Here is a 20,975-nt window from a genome sequence, read left to right on the forward strand (position 1 = left end):
CATGAGATGAAGCTATTTTAAGAAGCGTTGAAGGAATTCCTTGGTCCGTTCTTCTTTTGGATGACTAAAGATCTCTTTTGGATCGCCTTGTTCAGCGATCACGCCTTTATCCATAAAGATAACGTGGCTGGAAACATCACGGGCAAATTCCATTTCGTGGGTCACCACGATCATCGTAAGACCTTCTTTGGCCAAGTCCTGCATGATCTTCAAAACTTCCCCAACCATTTCAGGGTCAAGGGCAGAAGTCGGTTCATCAAAGAGGATGGCATCCGGATTCATGGAAAGGGCACGCGCGATAGCCACCCGTTGTTTTTGTCCTCCTGAAAGTTGTTTCGGACGGGCAGCCCAATATTGAGATCCCATTCCGACTTTTTCAAGATTTTCTTTGGCAACTTTTTCTGCAGTTCCTCGGTCCCGCTTGAGGACGGTTGTTTGTGCAACGATTGTATTTTCCAAGACATTCAAATTTTCAAAAAGATTAAAGCTTTGGAAAACCATTCCTAATTTCTCACGATAATGCGTGAGATTATACTCAGGATCAAGGACATTTTGGCCACGATAGAGGATTTCTCCAGCAGTAGGCGTCTCTAAGAGATTGATAGAACGCAGGAAGGTGGATTTTCCGCTACCTGAGCTACCAATGATAGAGATGACTTCTCCTTTTCGGATGGTCAGGGAGATATCTTTCAAAACCTCGTTTTGGCCGTAAGATTTTTTTAAATGTTTGATTTCAAGAATGTTCTCTGCCATTATTTCACCTCCGTAATTTGCATTTGATTTGCCCCTGTTGTGTAGGTATCTGCATCTAAACGTCGTTCAATATAGCGAAGGATGCGAGTGATGGTAAAGGTGAGAACAAAGTAAATCACTGCAATGATTGTAAAGGTTGGGAAGTATTTGAAATTCTGTGTTGCAACCGTATTTCCTGTAAAGTATAGTTCGACCACAGAAATCACGTTCAAGACAGAGGTATCTTTGATATTGATGACAAATTCATTCCCTGTAGCTGGTAAGATATTGCGAATTACTTGAGGTAAAACAACCTTGCGCATGGTTTGTCCATGCGTCATTCCAAGTGCTGTAGCTGCTTCAAATTGTCCTTTATCTACAGCATAGATCCCACCACGGACAATTTCACTCATGTAGGCGCCTGTGTTGATCGATACAATGACAATTGCAGCGAGAGTACGGTCGATTGAAATACCATAGGCTTGGGCAATTCCGTAGTAAATAACCATAGATTGTACGATCATGGGTGTTCCACGGAAAATTTCAATGTAGACATTCAAAAACCAACCAAAGGCAGTTTGAAGAATGGCAAGGAATTTATTTTTAAGCTTTGGAGCTGTACGGTAAACGCCAATCAAAAGCCCAATAATTAAGCCAAAGATTGTCCCAGTCAAGGAGATCAAGAGAGTCATGCCTGTTCCTCGTAAGAATTGAGGGCTGCTTTCTTTTAAGATGTTGAAAACCTGATCAAAGAAGGATTCTTTCTTTTCAGCGGTATCTGTAGAAACAGGTTGTTTTGTCACCATGTCATCCATGAGTTTGACCTGGTCTTTGGTTGAAATGTTGGCTAAAGCAGCATTGACTTGGTCAATCCGTTTGTCGCCTTTTTTCATCCCGATCGCGATTGTAGCGTCTTCTTCTCCAACTTCAAATCCTTTTTTGAATTCAATCATCTTAAAATGAGGATTAGCAGATTCAGCTGTCAAGGCTTCAGGTCGTTCAGAAACATAGGCGTCAATGACACCAGATTCCAAAGCTTGGCGCATTTGGGCAAAGTCCCCCATAGCCGTTCCTTTTTTAGCCCCTTTTAGCTGCGAAATGAGATTATAGAGGTAGACCCCTTGCTGAGAGGTGACCTTTGCGTCCTTAAAGTCATCTAGACTAGTCGCATTGGCATATTTTCCATCTTTGCGAACGAGCATCACCGGCTCACTAGTGTAATAGCTCTTTGAGAAAGCTATTTCTTTCTTACGTTCTGCGGTGGGGCTCATGCCTGCAATGATCATATCGATTTTTCCAGATGAGAGAGCAGGGATTAGACCATTCCAAGATGTTTTGACAACCAAGGGTTTTTTCCCAAGCTTTTCTGCTACCTTTTTAGCGATTTGAACATCGTAGCCATTGGCGTATTGATTGGTACCATCAATCTTAACGGCACCATTTGAATCATCTTTTTGCGTCCAGTTAAACGGTGCATAAGCCGCTTCCATCCCGATACGCAGATAATCCTCTTCTTTATCTTTATGAGTAGTTGCTAGAAAAATCAAGAGGACCGCCACTATTCCAGCAAAAACTCCAATGAGTGATTTTTTCATATGGTCTCCTATTTCTATAAAATTTTATCTTCTTATTGTACAAGAATTTGTATCACTTTTCAAATAAATTCTTCTTTTTATTTAAAAAATGCTATAATAATACAAAGGAGCGTGATCAAATGAAAAAGTTTTTGTATCTTGTTTTCGCCATTCTTATCTGTATTTTTGTGGTCCGTGATGTCCAAGCATCTAGTCCCTCCTATGATGTCCTTTCCTACCGAGGAACCCTGACTTTAAATACCTGGGATGATGCTACTTATGAGGAAGAACTAGTCTATTATTTCAAGAACTCCTATAATGGGCAGTACGTCACCTTAGGAAGTGCTGGGAACATGCCACAAGGCTTTGAAATTGAGATGCCACCAAAGGTTGAGGTGGAAGGTCGCGAGCTTGACAGAGAGCCTGAGATTACAAACTTAGGGGACGGCTACCGAGTGAAAATTTATAATAGCGGGGTAGCGCATGATACGGTCAAAGTAAAGGTGACTTGGAACTTGAAAAATCTCCTCTTTGTCCATCAGGATATCTTAAGGCTCAATTGGAAGCCAATCAGTGATGGAGATAGAGGTGTTTCAAAAGTAGAGTTGAAAGTGATTCCTAAATTCGCTTCTCCAACAACAACTTCTGAATTGCATGTTCATACAGCCTACCTGGGTCCTGAGGCAGTTGTCACTAAAGACCAAGCAGACTATACAGCGACCATATCCAATTTGCCAAGAAAAGAGGGTGTTGAACTCTCAGCCTATTGGTTGAAATCAGATCTTGCGTCCCTAGGGGAGTCATCTCGCAATACAGGTTTGATGAAAGAGGATGAATACCACCGCTTAGAAGAGCACATTGCTCAAACCAGACTGTGGATACACCTGTTCTGGAATCTGATTCTTCCAGCCATCATTTTGCTTTTCCTCCTCTTAGCCATTTATTACTGGCGGAAATTCAAGAAGGCTACCTGGTCTGGTGTTACTTATCCTACGGATACGCGGATGTATGAGTTACCGAACAATCTTGCCCCCTTGGTCATGGCCTCAGTCGTCTATTCAACGGAGATCGATGAGGCTTGTCCGGCAGGTAATCCAGATTCAAAATCCACATTTTCTTTTGACAAATTGTTGCAGGCAACCTTGCTTGATTTGATGGATAGAGGTGCGATCGCTTATCGACAAGATGGAGAGAAGACGATTCTTAGTCGACAAAATCAGGATTCGTTAGATGACTTTGAGCGTGACTTTTTGAATATGGCTTTTGGTAATAAGCTCGAATGTACAGTTGACCACTTATTCGAAGATTTCTATATTGACCCGTCTCTTTATAAACATGCTAAGAAAAAAGATCAAGATCGGATTCGTGCCGAAGGTAGAGAAGCACAAATTCAGATTAATTGTGCAGTTAACGCAGTTGCTCGCGGGGTACAAAATAAGATTCAAAGTATCGGTTTTCCAACTTATTACCGTCCCTTAAGTCCACAAGAAAATACTTTGGGACGAAGAGCCATTACCTATGGAATTGTCGCCTGTATTATTGCTTTCTTGACTTTCTTTGCTACGGATGAGATCTTCCACAGCTTTTCCATCTACTACATGCCGGCTACAGTCGCTTTAGGGGTCATTCCAATTCTTTTGAGTAAACGCTATAAAGTCGCTCAAAGAGATGGTGTCGTTAATGCGGCAGGTGCTGAGCAACGTTATTACTGGGATAGCTTCGGTCGCATGTTGAAAGAGATTGCCCACCTTAACGATGCAGAACTGCAGTCTTTAGTTCTCTGGAATCGTTTATTGGTGTATGCAGCTTTATACGGTGTAGCCGACAAGGTGGCTAAAGTGATGAAACTGCGTCAGATTCATATTCAAAATCCAGCCTTGGATGCCTTTGTGTATACTTCGTTTTATCACCATTTGTCTCACTCTAGTAATGCCATGTCGACCTATAGTACGACGGCAACGACAGCTAGTCATTTCACTGTTTCCTCTAGTAGTGGAGGAGGTTTCTCTGGCGGAGGTGGAGGAGGAGGTTTTGGTGCCTTCTAATCTTGCCTTTAGCATTGAAAGATGCAATGAGTTCAGCAAAAGGGTCGGAGAGATCCCATAGCTGAACTCTTTTTAATATATTAATTAAATCTAGTCGGATGGATAGAATTATGATATAATGAAACAAATGTAAGTTTAGGAGAAAAAGATGTTTCTGTTTGAATTAATCAAGGCAATTATTTTTGGGATTGTTGAAGGGATTACAGAATGGTTGCCAATCTCAAGTACGGGTCACTTGATTCTATTTCAAGATTTTATTCAATTTAAAAACCAAGATCCTGCTTTTATGGAGATGTTTAACGTTGTCATCCAATTGGGTGCCATCCTTGCAGTTGTAGTCATTTATTTTGACAAGTTGTATCCGTTTAAACCGGGAAAATCTCCACTAGAAGTCCGCAGAACCTGGCAATTATGGGCAAAAGTGGCTGTGGCGACTCTTCCATTAATCTTTGTGTTTAAATTGGACGATTGGTTTGAGGCACATTTTCACAATTCGATTTCAGTTGCCATCATGTTAATTACTTACGGGGTTGCTTTTATCTATCTTGAAAGACGGGAACAAGTTCAGCCTCAGGTAACGGAATTGCATAAATTGCCTTACCGAACAGCGCTTTATATTGGCCTTTTCCAAGTTCTATCTCTCTTTCCAGGTACCAGTCGGTCTGGTGCTACGATTGTTGGTGGTTTGATCAATGGGGTTAGCCGTCCAGTCGTGACAGAATTTACCTTCTACCTCGGGATCCCGGCTATGTTTGGCGCGAGTCTCCTAAAAGTTGCGAAATTCGCTCTGGGAGGTCATTCGCTTGCTTTTGGTCAACTCTTTATCCTTCTAGTAGCCATGGGAGTAGCCTTTATGGTGAGTATGTATGCGATCCGTTTCTTGACAGATTATGTGAAGAGTCATGATTTTACCGCCTTTGGGAAATACCGGATCGTCCTTGGTTCGATCTTGCTTTTGTATGGTTTGATCCGTGTCATTTTCTAGGTGAAGTATTCTGATATTCGTTCGATGATTATAGAGGTTGGTGACTTTTGTCTCAACCTCTTTTCACTACATCCTTTTTTTGAATTCTGTCCATTTTTTTAGTATAATAGTAGGACTAGAAGTATGAGGTTACGCTATGAAAATGAAGCAAATAAGTGATTCAACAATTAAAATCACGATTCAACTGGAAGACCTAGAAGAAAGAGGGATGGAAATCGCGGATTTCCTTGTTCCACAAGAAAAAACAGAAGAATTTTTCTATGCGATTTTAGATGAGCTCGAAATGCCTGAAAGTTTCCTAGATAGTGGAATGCTGAGCTTTCGTGTCACTCCTAAGCCAGATAAACTAGATGTTTTTGTCACTAAATCAAAGATTGACCAACAATTGGATTTTGACGATTTATCAGAGCTGCCAGATATGGAAGAGTTGTCCCATATGACGCCTGATGAATTCATCAAGACCTTGGAAAAAACCATCTCTGACAAGACAAAAGGAGATGCAGAGGCCATTCATCATCTAGAGCAAGAAGAACTGCGGGATAATCAAGAGACCAAAGAGGTATCGGAGCTACCGGCCAGCCAATATATCTATTTTATCTTGCATTTTTCAACACTTCAGCAAGTGGTGGATTTTGCGAAGACGGTCACGTATTCAGTTGATACTTCTGAATTGTACAAGATGGAATCCGATTATTATTTAACGGTCTTAGTAGATACAGAACACCAACCAAGCCAATACCCAACTTGGTTATTAGCAATCATTCGTGAGTACGCGGATGATTCCGAAGTGACGCGCGCAGTCTTACAAGAGCATGGTCACTTACTGATGGTGTCAGGTGCGATTGAGAATTTGAAGAAAGTTGCTAGCCTATGATGTCTTTTTCCTTGCAATTCGTTTTGGTATTGATCGCAACCTTTTTGATTGCATTGGTTTTGACGCCTTTGGTTCGGCTATTTGCTTTCAAGATTGATGCAGTGGATTATCCCAATGCTCGTAGGATCAACACCAAACCTATGCCCAGTGCAGGTGGCTTGTCGATTGTGATTGCGTTTACAATCGCAACTCTGTGCTTTATCCCGATGCTGACATCAACGACTTTACAGATCAAACATTACCTAGCCTATACCTTACCGGTCGTAGGGGCAGGCTGGATTATTGCTTTGACTGGATTAATTGATGATGTTAAGGAATTATCTGCTAAGAAAAAGATGATTGGGATCCTGATTGCGGCCAATTTGATTTGGTTTGTGACAGATTTCAAGCTAAATGATTTTAAGATCCCCTTTGGTGGTCCCTTACTTCATTTTGAACCGTGGCTTTCTTATCTTTTGACAGTGATTTGGATTGTTTCTATTACCAATGCGGTCAATTTAATCGACGGTTTGGATGGTTTGGTAAGTGGTGTTTCCATCATTTCCTTAGTAACCATGGGGATTGTTTCTTATTTCTTTTTACCAGTTCCCAATCTTTTCTTGACCATGACCATCTTTGTGCTGGTTGCGTCCATTGCTGGTTTCTTTCCCTTTAACTACCATCCAGCCATTCTCTATTTGGGAGATACCGGTGCCTTGTTTATCGGTTTTATGATTTCTGTCTTGTCGCTGCAAGGTTTGAAAAATGCAACAGCAGTTGCAGTAGTCACCCCTATGATTATCCTTGGAGTGCCGATTACAGATACCTTTTTGGCCATTATCCGTCGAACCCTATCAGGTCAAAAATTTTATAAACCGGATCGCAACCACTTGCACCACCGCTTGCTTTCCTTGGGCTTGACGCATCGGGGAACCGTACTTGTGATCTACGGAATTTCGATGATCTTCTCCCTGATTTCTCTCTTGCTCAATATCTCGAGTCGCATTGGGGGCGTCTTACTTGTGATCGGGCTCTTATTTGGAGTTGAACTACTAGCAGAATTGATTGGGGTGTTAGGTCCTAGTCACAGTCCGCTGTTAAATGTCCTACGTTATATTGGAAATTCCTCCTACCGTGAGGAAGTACGACAAAAGCGAAAAAAGAGAAGTAAACAAGAATAGTTCTAATCAAAAGAAAAGCCATTTAGGCTTTTTTTTGATATACTTGAAAGGTAAAACATTACGTTGTTTTGAAGGAGTCTTCTGTTTGAAGTTTTCCAAATTGCAAAGTAAAAAGAAAGGGAATGCAATGTCGACATTAGAAATTAAAGACCTTCACGTTGAAATTGAAGGCAAAGAAATTTTAAAAGGTGTAAACCTAACCCTTAAAACGGGTGAAATCGCAGCCATCATGGGACCAAACGGAACAGGGAAATCGACTCTGTCAGCTGCCATTATGGGAAACCCAAATTATGAAGTGACCAAGGGCGAGATCCTGTTTGATGGTGTCAACATCTTAGAATTAGAAGTAGATGAACGGGCGCGCATGGGCTTGTTCCTAGCCATGCAATACCCTTCAGAAATCCAAGGAATTACCAATGCTGAATTTTTACGTGCAGCCATGAATGCTGGTAAAGAAGAGGATGAAAAAATTTCCATTCGTGATTTCATCAAAAAATTGGATGAGAAGATGGAATTGCTCAACATGAAAGAAGAAATGGCAGAACGTTACCTCAATGAAGGCTTCTCTGGTGGTGAGAAAAAACGCAATGAAATCCTTCAATTATTGATGTTGGAGCCAACCTTTGCCCTTTTGGATGAAATTGACTCTGGTTTGGATATTGATGCTCTGAAAGTCGTTTCTAAAGGAGTCAATGCCATGCGTGGGGAAGGTTTTGGTGCTATGATCATCACCCACTACCAACGTTTGCTAAACTATATTACTCCAGATGTCGTCCATGTCATGATGGAAGGCCGTGTCGTGCTTTCAGGTGGTCCAGAATTGGCTGCGCGCTTGGAACGCGAAGGCTATGCAAAACTGGCAGAAGAACTCGGTTACGACTATAAAGAAGAACTATAACATGATGACAAGTCGTCTTATGTGATCATGAATAACAAATAGTATCTTTATTAGGAGAAAAAAATGAGTATTGAAAAAATTACCCTCTTTTCGGAACTGCACGCGGAACCAAGTTGGCTGCAGGATTTACGAAAGAAAGCATTTGACAAGATCGATCGGTTGAAATTGCCAGCCATTGAACGGGTCAAATTTCATCGTTGGAATCTAGGGGATGGGAGTATTTCTGAGAGTGAAGCTTCTGTCAATGTTCCTGATTTTACCGCTCTTGATTCAAATTTAAAATTGGTCCAAGTCGGGACACAAACTGTCTTTGAACAGGTCCCACAAGCCTTGGCAGACCAAGGAATTCTTTTCACAGATTTCTATTCTGCCTTAGAGGAAATTCCGCAAGTGGTAGAAGACTACTTCATGTCTTCGGTCAAATACGATGATGACAAACTAGCAGCTTACCACACAGCATATTTTAATAGTGGGGCTGTCCTCTATATTCCAGATAACGTCGAAATTTCAGAACCAATCGAAGGCATTTTCTATCAGGATAGCGATAGTGATGTACCTTTTAACAAACACATTTTGATTATCGCTGGTAAAAACAGCAAGTTCAGCTATTTGGAACGCTTGGAATCAAAAGGTGAAGGCACAGCAAAAGCAACTGCTAACGTGACGGTTGAAGTGATCGCCCGCTCAGGTGCTCAAGTGAAATTTGCGGCGATTGACCGCCTGGGTGAAAATGTCACAGCCTACATCAGTCGCCGTGGGAAACTAGGACAGGATGCCAGCATTGATTGGGCCATCGGTGTCATGAATGAAGGCAATGTTGTTGCAGACTTTGACAGTGACTTGGTTGGAAATGGAAGTCACGCTGATTTGAAGGTCGTTGCCTTATCAAGTGGTCGTCAGGTGCAAGGAATTGATACGCGCGTGACCAACTTTGGTTGTAACTCGATCGGAAATATCTTGCAACATGGGGTTATTCTTGAAAAAGGGACCTTGACCTTTAACGGAATTGGTCACATTATCAAGGGTGCCAAAGGAGCAGATGCCCAGCAAGAAAGCCGTGTCTTGATGTTATCGGATCAAGCGCGTTCAGATGCCAATCCAATCCTTTTGATTGATGAAAACGACGTCACAGCAGGCCACGCAGCATCGATCGGTCAAGTGGACCCAGAAGATATGTATTACCTCATGAGTCGTGGTCTAGATCAACACACGGCAGAACGTTTAGTGGTGCGTGGTTTCTTGGGATCTGTTATTGTTGAAATTCCAGTTAAAGAAGTACGTGATGAAATGATTGCCACCATCGAAGAAAAGTTATCTCAACGCTAAGGAGAAACAATGCTAGATAAAAATACGATTGCTCAAGATTTTCCCATTCTCGATCAACTCGTCCACGATGAGCCTTTGGTTTATCTAGATAATGCAGCGACGACGCAAAAACCTAAAAGTGTTCTCGAAGCAGTCAATCACTATTATTTGCAAGATAATGCCAATGTCCACCGTGGAGTCCATACCTTGGCTGAACGAGCGACAGCAGCTTATGAGGCAGCGCGTGAGAAAGTTAGAAAGTTTATCAATGCTTCATCAACCAAGGAAGTGCTCTTTACAAGAGGGACAACGACAGGACTCAACTGGGTAGCTCGCTATGCAGAAGAAGTCCTAAAGGAAGGGGATGAAGTCCTGATTTCCATCATGGAACATCACTCCAACATCATCCCTTGGCAGCAAGCCTGCAAGAAAACAGGAGCAAAACTGGTCTATGTCTATCTAAAAGATGGCTTACTAGATATGCAAGACTTAAAGAGCAAGCTTAGTGAGAAGACAAAATTTGTCTCCATCACCCATGCTTCCAATGTCTTAGGGGTTGTCAATCCGATCAAGGAAATTGCTCAATTAGCTCATGAAGTTGGAGCGATGATGGTGGTAGATGGGGCTCAATCAACCCCTCATATGGCTATTGATGTACAAGACTTAGATGCGGATTTCTTCGCTTTTTCTGGCCATAAGATGGCTGCACCAACAGGGATTGGTGTCCTCTATGGGAAGGAAGAAATCTTAGAGCAAATGTCTCCAATCGAGTTTGGGGGCGAGATGATTGACTTTGTTTATGAGCAATCTGCCTCTTGGAAGGAATTGCCTTGGAAATTTGAAGCTGGAACCCCTCATATGGCTGGTGCAATTGGTCTTGGTGCAGCGATCGATTACTTAGAGGGGTTGGGAATGGACCAAATAGAAGCGCATGAGCATGAATTGATTGCCTATGTGTTTCCCAAATTACAGGCTATCGAAGGCTTGACGATCTATGGTTCCCAAGACTTAGCCCAACGCTCTGGCGTGATTTCTTTTAATCTAGGCGATCTCCATCCACATGATTTGGCAACTGCCCTAGATTATGAAGGAATTGCTGTTCGTGCAGGACACCACTGTGCCCAACCTCTCCTTCAATACCTGCAGGTTCCTGCAACCACAAGAGCCAGTTTCTATATCTACAACACCAAAGCGGACTGTGATCAATTAATTGAGGCATTGGTAAAAGCAAAGGAGTTTTTCAATGGCACTTTCTAAATTAGATTCGCTGTACATGGCGGTCGTAGCTGACCATTCAAAACACCCCCACCACCAAGGACAGATTGAAGATGTTGATCAGATCCAACTCAACAATCCAACTTGTGGAGATGTGATCCAGTTGAGTGTGAAATTTGATGAAAATGATAGGGTCCAAGATATTGCTTTTGTCAATTCAGGTTGTACCATCTCAACAGCTTCGGCTAGTATGATGACAGATGCTGTAATGGGAAAAACAAAAGAGGAAGCTGAAGAATTGGCACAGGTCTTTTCAGAGATGGTCCAAGGTCAATCAGATCCTCGCCAAGAGGAACTGGGTGACGCAGCCTTCTTATCTGGAGTCTCTAAATTCCCCCAACGGATTAAGTGTGCGACCCTCTCCTGGAATGCTCTTAAAAAAGCGATCGAACGTAGCAAATAATTAGAAGAAGAAACAGAGAAAGAAAGGAAATTATGGCTGAAGAAAGAGTCGAACCGAAACCAATTGATCTCGGTGAATATAAATTTGGATTTCACGATGACGTTCAACCTATTCTCTCAACAGGGAAAGGCTTGAATGAAGCGGTTATTCGTGAATTGTCTGCAGCAAAAAATGAACCAGAATGGATGCTGGAGTTCCGCTTGAAATCTTTTGAAACCTTCAAAAAGATGCCCATGCAAACCTGGGGTGCTGATCTATCAGAGATTGACTTTGATGATTTGATTTATTATCAAAAACCATCGGATAAACCTGCCCGTTCTTGGGATGAAGTTCCAGAGAAAATCAAGGAAACCTTTGAGCGTATCGGGATTCCAGAAGCCGAACGTGCCTACCTAGCGGGGGCTTCTGCCCAGTATGAATCAGAAGTGGTTTACCACAATATGAAAGAAGAGTTTGAAAAGTTGGGGATTATCTTTACCGATACGGATTCTGCCCTAAAAGAATACCCAGACCTTTTCAAACAGTATTTTGCAAAGTTAGTACCTCCAACGGATAATAAGTTAGCTGCCCTCAACTCAGCTGTTTGGTCTGGTGGGACCTTCATTTATGTGCCAAAAGGCGTAAAAGTAGATGTTCCTCTTCAAACCTACTTCCGTATTAACAATGAAAATACTGGTCAGTTTGAACGGACCCTGATTATCGTCGATGAGGGCGCAAGTGTCCACTATGTAGAAGGATGTACAGCCCCGACATACTCAAGCAACAGCCTCCATGCAGCGATTGTCGAGATCTTTGCCTTGGATGGTGCATACATGCGTTACACGACCATCCAAAACTGGTCTGACAATGTCTACAACTTGGTCACCAAGCGGGCCAAAGCTCAAAAAGATGCCACAGTTGAGTGGATCGACGGAAACCTAGGTGCCAAGACAACTATGAAGTACCCATCTGTTTATCTAGATGGAGAAGGAGCGCGTGGTACCATGTTGTCCATTGCCTTTGCGAATGCAGGGCAACACCAAGATACAGGTGCCAAGATGATCCACAACGCCCCTCATACCAGTTCATCTATCGTATCGAAATCTATTGCGAAAGGTGGCGGAAAGGTAGACTACCGTGGACAAGTAACCTTTAACAAAAATTCCAAGAAATCAGTTTCTCACATCGAGTGTGACACCATTATTATGGATGATTTATCTGCATCAGATACCATTCCATTTAATGAAATCCACAACTCACAAGTTGCTTTGGAGCACGAAGCTAAGGTTTCAAAAATTTCAGAAGAACAACTTTATTATTTGATGAGTCGTGGTCTGTCTGAATCAGAAGCGACAGAAATGATTGTCATGGGATTTGTCGAGCCCTTCACCAAAGAACTTCCAATGGAATACGCCGTTGAGTTAAACCGACTCATTAGCTATGAAATGGAAGGATCCGTAGGATAACTCTTTTCAACAGAAAAATAAAATCACAATGGATCGAGTCCATTGTGATTTTTGCTTATAATTTTTCATTTACATAGCGAACGAATTCATTCCACCAAACCTTCAAGAAAAAGCTCTTTTCAATGGTTTTTCTGGCTACCATCTCAACGGATGGTTGCTTCCCTTCCAGATACCCTCGCCCCACTTTATCTGGATCGGAGTATTGCAATTTACCAACTGTCGTACCAGATGAGAGAGGCGCCTTGAATTGAGTTTGGCTACTGTCAAATTTAATCTTTGGTTCTATTTGGTTACTCTGCTTTTCAACAATGTAAAAGTCCTTTTTGGCGACTGCAGTAGCTGTCTTTGACTTGCCATCCTGAACGGTTACCTTGCTATTTTGGTAGGGGTCCCCTTCCTTAATAATAATAGAGGAAATATAGGTTCGAACAACATAGTTCATCAGAGACGAAGTCGCCACAAAGCGGGCATAAGGATCTCCGTCAACCGCATCCACCCCTAGGACGACCGTTATCATGTGGATCCCATTTTGCGTAGTGGAAGCTGCAAAGGAAATTCCTCCTTTAGAAGAGTTACTAACACGAAGGCCGTCTACACCAGTTCGATAATTTGGCATCCCTTCTAGCATTAAATTCGGATTTTCAATCTGCATATTTGAAAAGAGGGCAGTTGGTTTAGAAGTGTACTTGGTCACCTCTGGAAAGTCTTCAAGTAAATGTTTCGCGATAACGGCAATATCATAGGCACTCAATTGGTTCTCATCATCTTTTCCTTCAGAATTCCCGTTAATAGTATAGGTGTTTAAGCCAGTTGCATTGATTAAATGAGGAGATTGAATCCCCCAGTCAGCTAATTTTTGCTTCATTTTTTTTACAAATTGTTCTTCTGAACCACCAACTTTCTCAGCCAAGGCCAAAGCAGCTGTGCTTGAATTGCCAACTAATAATGCTGTTAATAAGTTTTCAACCGTGTAACTATTTGCCACCATTGGAATGGAGCCGGCTCCTTCAATAGCATTCAAAGCCAATGCTTTCTCTGATACTTTGATAGGATCTTTTAAGGAAAGTTTCTTGTCATGAATCGCTTCAAAAATCAAATAGGTGGTCAATAAGGTCGATAATCCACCAACATCTCGCACTTTATCCGAGTCTTTTTCGTAAAGAATTTTCCCAGTATCTGCTTCAACGGCAATCGCGCTTTGAACGGGAAGATCCAAGTCATCGGCAAGTACCACCCCGAAGGAGAAATGGCTAAAAAAGATAATGAGTGTTAAAAAAGAAAGTAAGATTTTTTTCACAGTAGTTTCCCCATTTCATAGTCTTCTCTATTGTATCATAGAAATAAAGAATGGAAAATCGTAAATTGTTTCATAGTCAAAAAATCAGATATAGCAAGGGATTATGAAAGTGGGGAGGGCGAATATTCAGAAAATTTAGTTTACTTTTTTTTTAACTTGTGATATAATCTTAAACAAATCTAAAAAAACTAATGGAGAATTCCTATGAAAAAAAGTAAAGTATTAGCAGTTGCAGGAGTAACTCTCCTTGCAGCCGGATTTTTAGCTGCATGTTCTGGTTCTAACGCCAGCAAAGCAAGCTCAGGCGCAGATAAGAACTATGGTTATGTTTACACTACTGACCCTACAACTTTGGACTACACTGTATCCTCTAAATCTGCGACACAAGATCTTACTACAAACATTGTGGATGGTTTGATGGAAAATGACAAATACGGTAACCTCGTACCATCTCTTGCAGAAGACTGGTCAGTCTCAAAAGACGGTTTGACCTATACTTACAAGATTCGTAAGGGCGTTAAATGGTATGATGCAGACGGTGAAGAACGCGGTGAAGTAACAGCTAAAGACTTTGTAACTGGTTTGAAACACGCTGCTGATAAAAAATCAGAAGAACTTCCGCTAGTTCAAGGATCTATCAAAGGCTTGGATGATTACGTTCAAGGGAAAATCACAGACTTTAGCCAAGTTGGTGTAAAAGCTGTTGATGATTATACTCTTGAGTATACATTGAACAAACCGGAAACCTTCTGGAACTCTAAAACAACAAATGGGGTTTTGTTCCCAATTAGCACAGATTTCTTGAAGAGCAAGGGAGATGATTTTGGTCAACCTAACGATGTGAAATCAGTCCTTGCAAATGGACCATTCCTTTTGAAATCCATTACTTCAAAATCATCCGTTGTCTTTGAAAAGAATGACAACTACTGGGATAAGAAAAATGTTCACCTTAAAGAAGTGAAATTGACTTATTACGATGGATCAGACCAAGATTCATTGGCACGTGGTTTCTCTGATGGAGCTTATACAGCTGCTCGTCTTTTCCCATCAAGCTCAAACTTCGCAACAGTAGAGAAAAAATACAAAGACAATATCTATAACACACCAGCTGGTTCAGGTGCTGCGATCCTTGGTTTCAACATCGACCGTCAATCATACAAACACACTGCGAAGAAAACAGATGCTGAAAAATCAGCTACTAAAAAAGCAATCTTGAACAAAGATTTCCGTCAAGCCATCACTTTTGCCTTGAACCGTGAAAGCTACTCTGCTCAAGTAAACGGTAAGAAATATGCTCAACCAGCTATTCGTAACACGTATGTGGCACCAGCCTTCGTTCAAGTGAATGGTAAAGACTTTGGTGATATCGTTGCAGATAAGTTGACGACATATGGTGATCAATGGAAGGGTGTCAACCTCGCTGATGGCCAAGATGGTCTTTACGATAAATCTAAAGCAAAAGCACAACTTGAAAAAGCTAAAGCAGAATTGCAAAAAGATGGTGTTCAATTCCCAATTCATATCGATGTACCTGTAATTCAAAATGCAACCAGTGTTGTATCACGCATGCAATCATTGAAACAAACAGTAGAAGATACTCTTGGTAAAGACAACGTTGTTGTGGACCTTCAAATGATGGACCAAGATGAAGTCATGAACCTTACGTTGAACGTACCATCAGCTGCGGATGCCGATTGGGATCTTCAAGGTATGGTTGGATGGAACCCAGACTATCAAGACCCATCAACTTACCTTGATACTCTTCAACCATCTAATGAAGACCAAACGAAAGTTTACCTTGGTTTTGCAGGTGGTGTAGATAACCCTTCAGCAAAAGCAGTAGGTTTAGATAAGTTTGCGAAACTTCTTGATGATGCAAACAACGAATCACAAGATGTTGTGAAACGTTATGAAAAATATGCTGAAGCTCAAGCTTGGTTGACAGATAGCGCGATTGTAGTGCCTACAATGTCTACAAGCGGTGCAGCTACAGTTATCTCTAAAGTGGTTCCATTCTCAGCCCCATCGTCTCAATCTGGTAACAAAGGATCTGCCTACTTCAAATATGTAGAAGTACAAGATGAGCCTGTTACTAAGAAACAATATGATGAAGCTCTTAAAAAATGGGAAAAAGAAAAAGTTGACTCAAATAAGAAAGCTCAACAAGATCTTGAAAAACACGTGAAATAATTAAATTATTGCTTTTCATTAGAACTTTCTCTTCTAGGGGAGAAAGTTCTTTTGAACATTAAAGGAATGAAATATGAAAAAATATGTTTTTATGCGTATTTTACGTTCATTGGTATCAATCTTCCTTGTGACGACATTGACCTACATGATCATTTATACGCTTACTCCGAGAAATCTCATCTTCAAAAATGACCCAAACTATAACAAAGTTGCGAAGACAAAGGATTCGAAGATCAACTACGAAAACACTGTCTATGACCGCATGGGTTATTTAGAATACATGGACTCTAAAACCTTGCTACAAAAAGCAAGTAAAGAAAATTCTTCTGTAACGGTCGATGCAACGTCTGCTAACGAAAAGATCTATAACAAATACATTAACAAATTAGGTCATGGTTGGCAGTTGAAACGATTCCCAGAAAGCAAGTCCTTCTATGCAGTTCGAGAAATCCCAGTTTTTGAACGTGTTATTGGCTTTTATGCGAACTTGATTCAGTTTGATCATCCTGGAGTGGTTAAAGATGCTTCTAATCCAAACCTCAAACGCTACATCCGTATTGAAAACGATCCGTCTATTGGATGGTCTGTAGTTGGTTCTGGTACCAAGCACAAGTATCTCTTGTACTTCAATGGACAATTCCCATATGTTCATCAGAACTTTGTGAGCCTAAACCTTGGGGATTCTTACCCAACTTATTCAAATACTCCAGTTCTTCAAGTAATTTCGCAAGGACAAGGAACAACCAAGAAGAGTGAAGTGAATTTCCCTACAGGTAAGAAGATTTCTTCTATCGATATCTATTCACGTACCTACAAATCACCAAGTAAGGCAGACTCACAAGATATTGACCGTTTTGGTAAAGGAGATGCCTATACAGCAACATTGAGCAATTACGAAAATCCTTCCATGATTGCAAGTTCTTCCATTATTGGTTTGATCGGTATTGCCATTGCTTACTTGATTGCGATCCCACTCGGATCTTATATGGCTCTTTTGAAGAACTCATGGTTTGATAGTATTTCAACTGGTGCTTTGACATTCATGATGTCTCTTCCAACTATTGCCTTGGTTTATATCGTACGTTTGGCAGGTTCTCTATTTGGACTTCCAGATTCATTCCCAGTTCTTGGGGCACAAGATTGGCGTTCATACGTCTTACCATCGCTGATTCTGGGCTTGTTGAGTGCACCATTTATTGCCGTTTGGATCCGTCGGTACATGATCGACATCCACTCGCAAGATTTTGTCCGTTTTGCTCGTTCAAAAGGTTTGTCAGAAAAAGAAATTTCGAAAAAACATATTTTCAAAAATGCCATGGTGCCATTGGTATCCGGTATCCCAGGATCGATTATTGGGGTTATCTCAGGTGCGACTCTTACAGAAACGGTCTTTGCCTTCCCTGGTATGGGTAAAATGTTGATTGACTCTATTAAAGCATCAAATAACACCATGGTGATCGGACTTGTCTTTATTTTTACTTCACTCGGTATCTTTGCAGCGATGTTAGGAGATATCTTGATGACAGTGCTTGACCCACGGATTAAATTGACAAATACGAAAGGAGGCAAATAATGGCTACAGTCGATAAAACTAAATTTCAATTTGTAAAACGTGATGATTTTGCCTCTGAAGTAATTGATGCTCCTGCGTATTCTTACTGGAGATCCGTATTCAGACAGTTCTTGAAAAAAAGAACGACCATTATTATGCTGGCCATCTTGGTTAGTATCTTATTGATGAGTTTTGTTTACCCAATGTTTTCAAAATTCGATTACAACGATGTTAGTAAGGTAAACGACTTTACAGCTCGTTTGAATCCACCTAGTGCCAAAGCCTTCTTCGGTACAGATAACAACGGTAAATCTCTCTTTGATGGGGTTTGGTTCGGGGCTCGTAACTCCATTGTTATTTCCTTTATTGCGACAGTGATTAATGTGGTCGTCGGTGTTATCGTTGGTGGTATTTGGGGAATTTCAAAATCCATCGACCGAATTATGATGGAAGTTTACAACGTTATTTCAAACATTCCGTTCATGTTGATCGTTATCGTCTTGACCTATTCTATGGGATCTGGTTTCTGGAATTTGATTCTGGCCATGTCCTTGACAGGTTGGATCGGAATTGCCTACACTATTCGTGTCCAAATTATGCGTTACCGTGATTTGGAATATAACCTTGCCAGCCGAACTTTGGGAACACCAACCTTTAAAATTGTAACAAAAAATATTTTGCCACAATTGGTATCGGTTATCGTGACCCAAACATCTCAGTTGCTTCCAAGTTTTATTTCTTACGAAGCCTTCCTTTCATTCTTTGGATTAGGTCTTCCAATCACCGTTCCAAGTTTGGGACGCTTGATTTCTGACTATTCTCAAAACGTGACAACAAATGCCTACCTATTCTGGATTCCGTTGACTGTTTTGATCTTAGTATCCTTGTCATTCTTTATCGTCGGACAAAACTTAGCCGATGCCAGCGACCCACGTACACATAGATAGGAGGAGTAGATATGACATCAAATAACAATATTATTTTATCTGCTCAAGATATCGTAGTGGAATTTGACGTGCGCGATCGCGTACTGACAGCTATTCGTGGCGTATCGCTTGAGCTAGTAGAAGGTGAAGTTCTTGCCTTAGTTGGTGAATCTGGATCCGGAAAATCAGTTTTGACAAAAACCTTCACCGGTATGTTAGAAGATAATGGCCGTATTGCCAAAGGTAGTATTAAATACCGCGGTCAAGAATTGACAGAGCTGAAATCCAATAAAGATTGGGAAACCATTCGTGGGTCTAAGATTGCTACGATTTTCCAAGATCCTATGACCAGCTTGGATCCAATCAATACCATTGGATCACAAATTACAGAAGTCATTATCAAACACCAAGGAAAAACACCTAAAGAAGCTAAAGAAATGGCTTTGGATTATATGGACAAAGTTGGTATTCCAGATGCAGAACGCCGTTTTGACGAATACCCATTCCAATACTCTGGTGGGATGCGTCAACGGATCGTTATCGCCATTGCCTTGGCCTGCCACCCAGACATTTTGATCTGTGATGAACCAACGACAGCCCTTGATGTAACGATTCAGGCCCAAATCATTGATTTGTTGAAATCATTGCAAAAAGAATACCAATTTACAGTTATCTTTATCACCCACGACCTTGGTGTTGTTGCAAGTATTGCTGATAAAGTAGCGGTTATGTATGCTGGTGAGATTATAGAGTTTGGTAAAGTAGAAGAAATTTTCTATGACCCTAAACATCCATATACTTGGAGTTTGCTTTCAAGTTTGCCACAATTATCAACATCAGATGGAGACCTTTACTCTATTCCAGGTACACCACCATCCTTGTATGCTCCAATTGAAGGAGATGCCTTCGCCCTTCGCTCAGATTATGCTATGCAAATAGACTTTGAAGAGCCAGCTCCAGCCTTCAAGATTACAGATACACACTGGGCTAAGACTTGGTTGCTTCATCCAGATGCTCCAGCAGTCCATAAACCTGAAGTAATTGAAAACCTTCACGAAAAAATTGGCTCAAAAATGGGCTTCACTCACATTACAGATTAGGAGGAAGGAAATGACTGAAAAATTAGTTGAAATTAAAGATTTAGAAATTTCCTTCGGTGAAGGAAGTAAAAAATTCGTTGCTGTTAAAAATGCAAACTTTTTTATCAACAAGGGGGAAACATTCTCTCTTGTAGGTGAATCAGGAAGTGGTAAAACAACAATCGGACGTGCGATCATCGGTCTGAATGATACAAGCGCTGGAGAAATTTACTACGGTGGTCGTAAGATCAATGGTAAAAATACTCACAGTGAAAAGTCTGAGTTGCTCCGGAAGATTCAAATGATCTTCCAAGATCCAGCTGCCAGTTTGAATGAGCGTGCAACCGTCGACTATATCATATCTGAAGGTTTGTACAACCATCATTTATTTAATAGTGAAGAAGAGCGTCAGGAAAAGGTAAAGAATATCATGCATGAAGTCGGTCTTCTTGCAGAACATTTGACACGTTATCCTCACGAATTCTCCGGGGGCCAACGCCAACGGATCGGGATTGCTCGTGCCCTTGTCATGAATCCAGAATTTGTTATTGCTGATGAACCAATCTCAGCCTTGGACGTTTCGGTTCGTGCACAAGTACTCAACCTATTGAAAAAATTCCAAAGAGAATTTGGACTGACATACTTATTCATTGCCCATGACCTATCGGTTGTCCGTTTCATCTCTGACCGTATTGCGGTTATCTATAAAGGAGTTATCGTAGAGGTGGCAGAAACAGAAGAACTCTTCAATCATCCAATCCATCCCTATACCCAATCCCTTCTTTCAGCAGTCCCAATTCCAGATCCAATTTTAGAACGCAAAAAAGTTCTTAAAATCTACGATCCAGAACAACATGACTACTCTGAAGATAAACCACAAATGGTTGAAATCAAACCAGGACATTATGTCTGGGCTAATAAAGCAGAAGAAAGCAAATATAGACAAGCTTACAAATGAGAGTGGGACAGAAATCGGTCATTCGTTAGAATTCGATTTCGTCGTTCCACCTCCGCACAATTGAGTAGGGCTGTAAAAGCTGATGAAATCAGCGTAGTATAGCCCACTCAACCACTGCGTCTTGCTCGACAATCCAAAGACAATTGAGAGGCTAGGACTTTTGTCCCAGCCTCTATTTTTTCTATTTTTAAAAAAATATAAAAAAAGTATTGACAGATAAGAAATGGCGTGATATACTAATATAGTTGTCGCAAGAGAGCGACAAAGACCTTTGAAA

General features: G+C 41.1%; 17 protein-coding genes. 14 read left to right on the forward strand and 3 right to left on the reverse strand.

Annotation, left to right across the window (positions count from 1 at the left end; all coding sequences use genetic code 11):
- Positions 1-12: 12 nt before the first annotated feature.
- Both HA044_RS00095 and HA044_RS00100 read right to left on the reverse strand, forming a co-directional pair.
- Positions 13-753: an amino acid ABC transporter ATP-binding protein gene (locus HA044_RS00095; protein WP_187538103.1), complete on the reverse strand. Its 741-nt coding sequence runs from the start codon at positions 751-753 to the stop codon at positions 13-15.
- Positions 753-2,327 carry an ABC transporter substrate-binding protein/permease gene (locus HA044_RS00100; RefSeq protein ID WP_187538105.1) on the reverse strand — a complete coding sequence of 525 codons (1,575 nt, stop codon included), beginning with the start codon at positions 2,325-2,327 and terminating at the stop codon, positions 753-755. The genes HA044_RS00095 and HA044_RS00100 overlap by 1 nt, the downstream gene beginning before the upstream one ends.
- Positions 2,328-2,446: 119 nt before the next feature.
- On the opposite strand from HA044_RS00100, the gene HA044_RS00105 reads away from it, so the two are divergent.
- The 9 genes from HA044_RS00105 to sufB all read left to right on the forward strand — a co-directional run bounded on the left by HA044_RS00105 (position 2,447) and on the right by sufB (position 12,696).
- Positions 2,447-4,351 (forward strand): DUF2207 domain-containing protein, encoded by a 1,905-nt coding sequence (locus HA044_RS00105; protein WP_187538107.1) that lies wholly within the window; start codon positions 2,447-2,449, stop codon positions 4,349-4,351.
- Between the two features lie 148 nt (positions 4,352-4,499).
- Complete coding sequence (locus HA044_RS00110) at positions 4,500-5,336, forward strand: undecaprenyl-diphosphate phosphatase (protein WP_187538109.1); 837 nt, start codon at positions 4,500-4,502, stop codon at positions 5,334-5,336.
- A gap of 136 nt (positions 5,337-5,472) precedes the next feature.
- Complete coding sequence (gene mecA, locus HA044_RS00115; RefSeq protein ID WP_187538111.1) at positions 5,473-6,210, forward strand: adaptor protein MecA; 738 nt, start codon at positions 5,473-5,475, stop codon at positions 6,208-6,210.
- The gene (locus tag HA044_RS00120; protein ID WP_187538113.1) at positions 6,207-7,370 is read left to right on the forward strand and encodes a glycosyltransferase family 4 protein; all 1,164 of its coding nucleotides are present in this window, start codon (positions 6,207-6,209) and stop codon (positions 7,368-7,370) included. The genes mecA and HA044_RS00120 overlap by 4 nt, the downstream gene beginning before the upstream one ends.
- Positions 7,371-7,497: 127 nt before the next feature.
- Positions 7,498-8,268: a Fe-S cluster assembly ATPase SufC gene (gene sufC, locus HA044_RS00125; protein ID WP_187538115.1), complete on the forward strand. Its 771-nt coding sequence runs from the start codon at positions 7,498-7,500 to the stop codon at positions 8,266-8,268.
- Between the two features lie 63 nt (positions 8,269-8,331).
- The gene (gene sufD, locus HA044_RS00130) at positions 8,332-9,594 is read left to right on the forward strand and encodes a Fe-S cluster assembly protein SufD (RefSeq protein ID WP_187538117.1); all 1,263 of its coding nucleotides are present in this window, start codon (positions 8,332-8,334) and stop codon (positions 9,592-9,594) included.
- A gap of 9 nt (positions 9,595-9,603) precedes the next feature.
- Entirely contained in the window at positions 9,604-10,830 is a 1,227-nt protein-coding gene (locus HA044_RS00135; RefSeq protein ID WP_187538120.1) for a cysteine desulfurase, read from the forward strand.
- Positions 10,817-11,251 (forward strand): Fe-S cluster assembly sulfur transfer protein SufU, encoded by a 435-nt coding sequence (gene sufU, locus HA044_RS00140; RefSeq protein WP_187538122.1) that lies wholly within the window; start codon positions 10,817-10,819, stop codon positions 11,249-11,251. The genes HA044_RS00135 and sufU overlap by 14 nt, the downstream gene beginning before the upstream one ends.
- Before the next feature lie 32 nt (positions 11,252-11,283).
- Positions 11,284-12,696: a Fe-S cluster assembly protein SufB gene (sufB, locus tag HA044_RS00145; protein WP_003010279.1), complete on the forward strand. Its 1,413-nt coding sequence runs from the start codon at positions 11,284-11,286 to the stop codon at positions 12,694-12,696.
- A 55-nt stretch (positions 12,697-12,751) separates the two neighbouring features.
- On the opposite strand, the gene HA044_RS00150 is transcribed toward sufB, so the two are convergent.
- On the reverse strand, positions 12,752-13,993 hold the full coding sequence (locus HA044_RS00150; RefSeq protein WP_187538124.1) for a serine hydrolase: 1,242 nt from the start codon (positions 13,991-13,993) through the stop codon (positions 12,752-12,754).
- A gap of 204 nt (positions 13,994-14,197) precedes the next feature.
- On the opposite strand from HA044_RS00150, the gene HA044_RS00155 reads away from it, so the two are divergent.
- From HA044_RS00155 to HA044_RS00175, 5 genes are all read left to right on the forward strand, one after another.
- On the forward strand, positions 14,198-16,183 hold the full coding sequence (locus HA044_RS00155; protein WP_187538126.1) for a peptide ABC transporter substrate-binding protein: 1,986 nt from the start codon (positions 14,198-14,200) through the stop codon (positions 16,181-16,183).
- A gap of 73 nt (positions 16,184-16,256) precedes the next feature.
- The gene (locus tag HA044_RS00160; RefSeq protein WP_187538128.1) at positions 16,257-17,756 is read left to right on the forward strand and encodes an ABC transporter permease; all 1,500 of its coding nucleotides are present in this window, start codon (positions 16,257-16,259) and stop codon (positions 17,754-17,756) included.
- Positions 17,756-18,682: an oligopeptide ABC transporter permease OppC gene (oppC, locus tag HA044_RS00165; RefSeq protein WP_187538130.1), complete on the forward strand. Its 927-nt coding sequence runs from the start codon at positions 17,756-17,758 to the stop codon at positions 18,680-18,682. Before HA044_RS00160 ends, oppC begins: the two co-directional genes overlap by 1 nt.
- Positions 18,683-18,693: 11 nt before the next feature.
- Positions 18,694-19,761, forward strand: a complete 1,068-nt coding sequence (locus tag HA044_RS00170) for an ABC transporter ATP-binding protein (protein ID WP_187538132.1) — start codon at positions 18,694-18,696, stop codon at positions 19,759-19,761.
- 10 nt (positions 19,762-19,771) lie between these two features.
- Complete coding sequence (locus tag HA044_RS00175; RefSeq protein ID WP_187538134.1) at positions 19,772-20,698, forward strand: ATP-binding cassette domain-containing protein; 927 nt, start codon at positions 19,772-19,774, stop codon at positions 20,696-20,698.
- Positions 20,699-20,975 lie beyond the last annotated feature (277 nt).

Source organism: Streptococcus sp. IMAU 99161 (assembly GCF_014435245.1).
GTDB classification, from domain to species: Bacteria; Bacillota; Bacilli; order Lactobacillales; family Streptococcaceae; genus Streptococcus; species Streptococcus lactarius.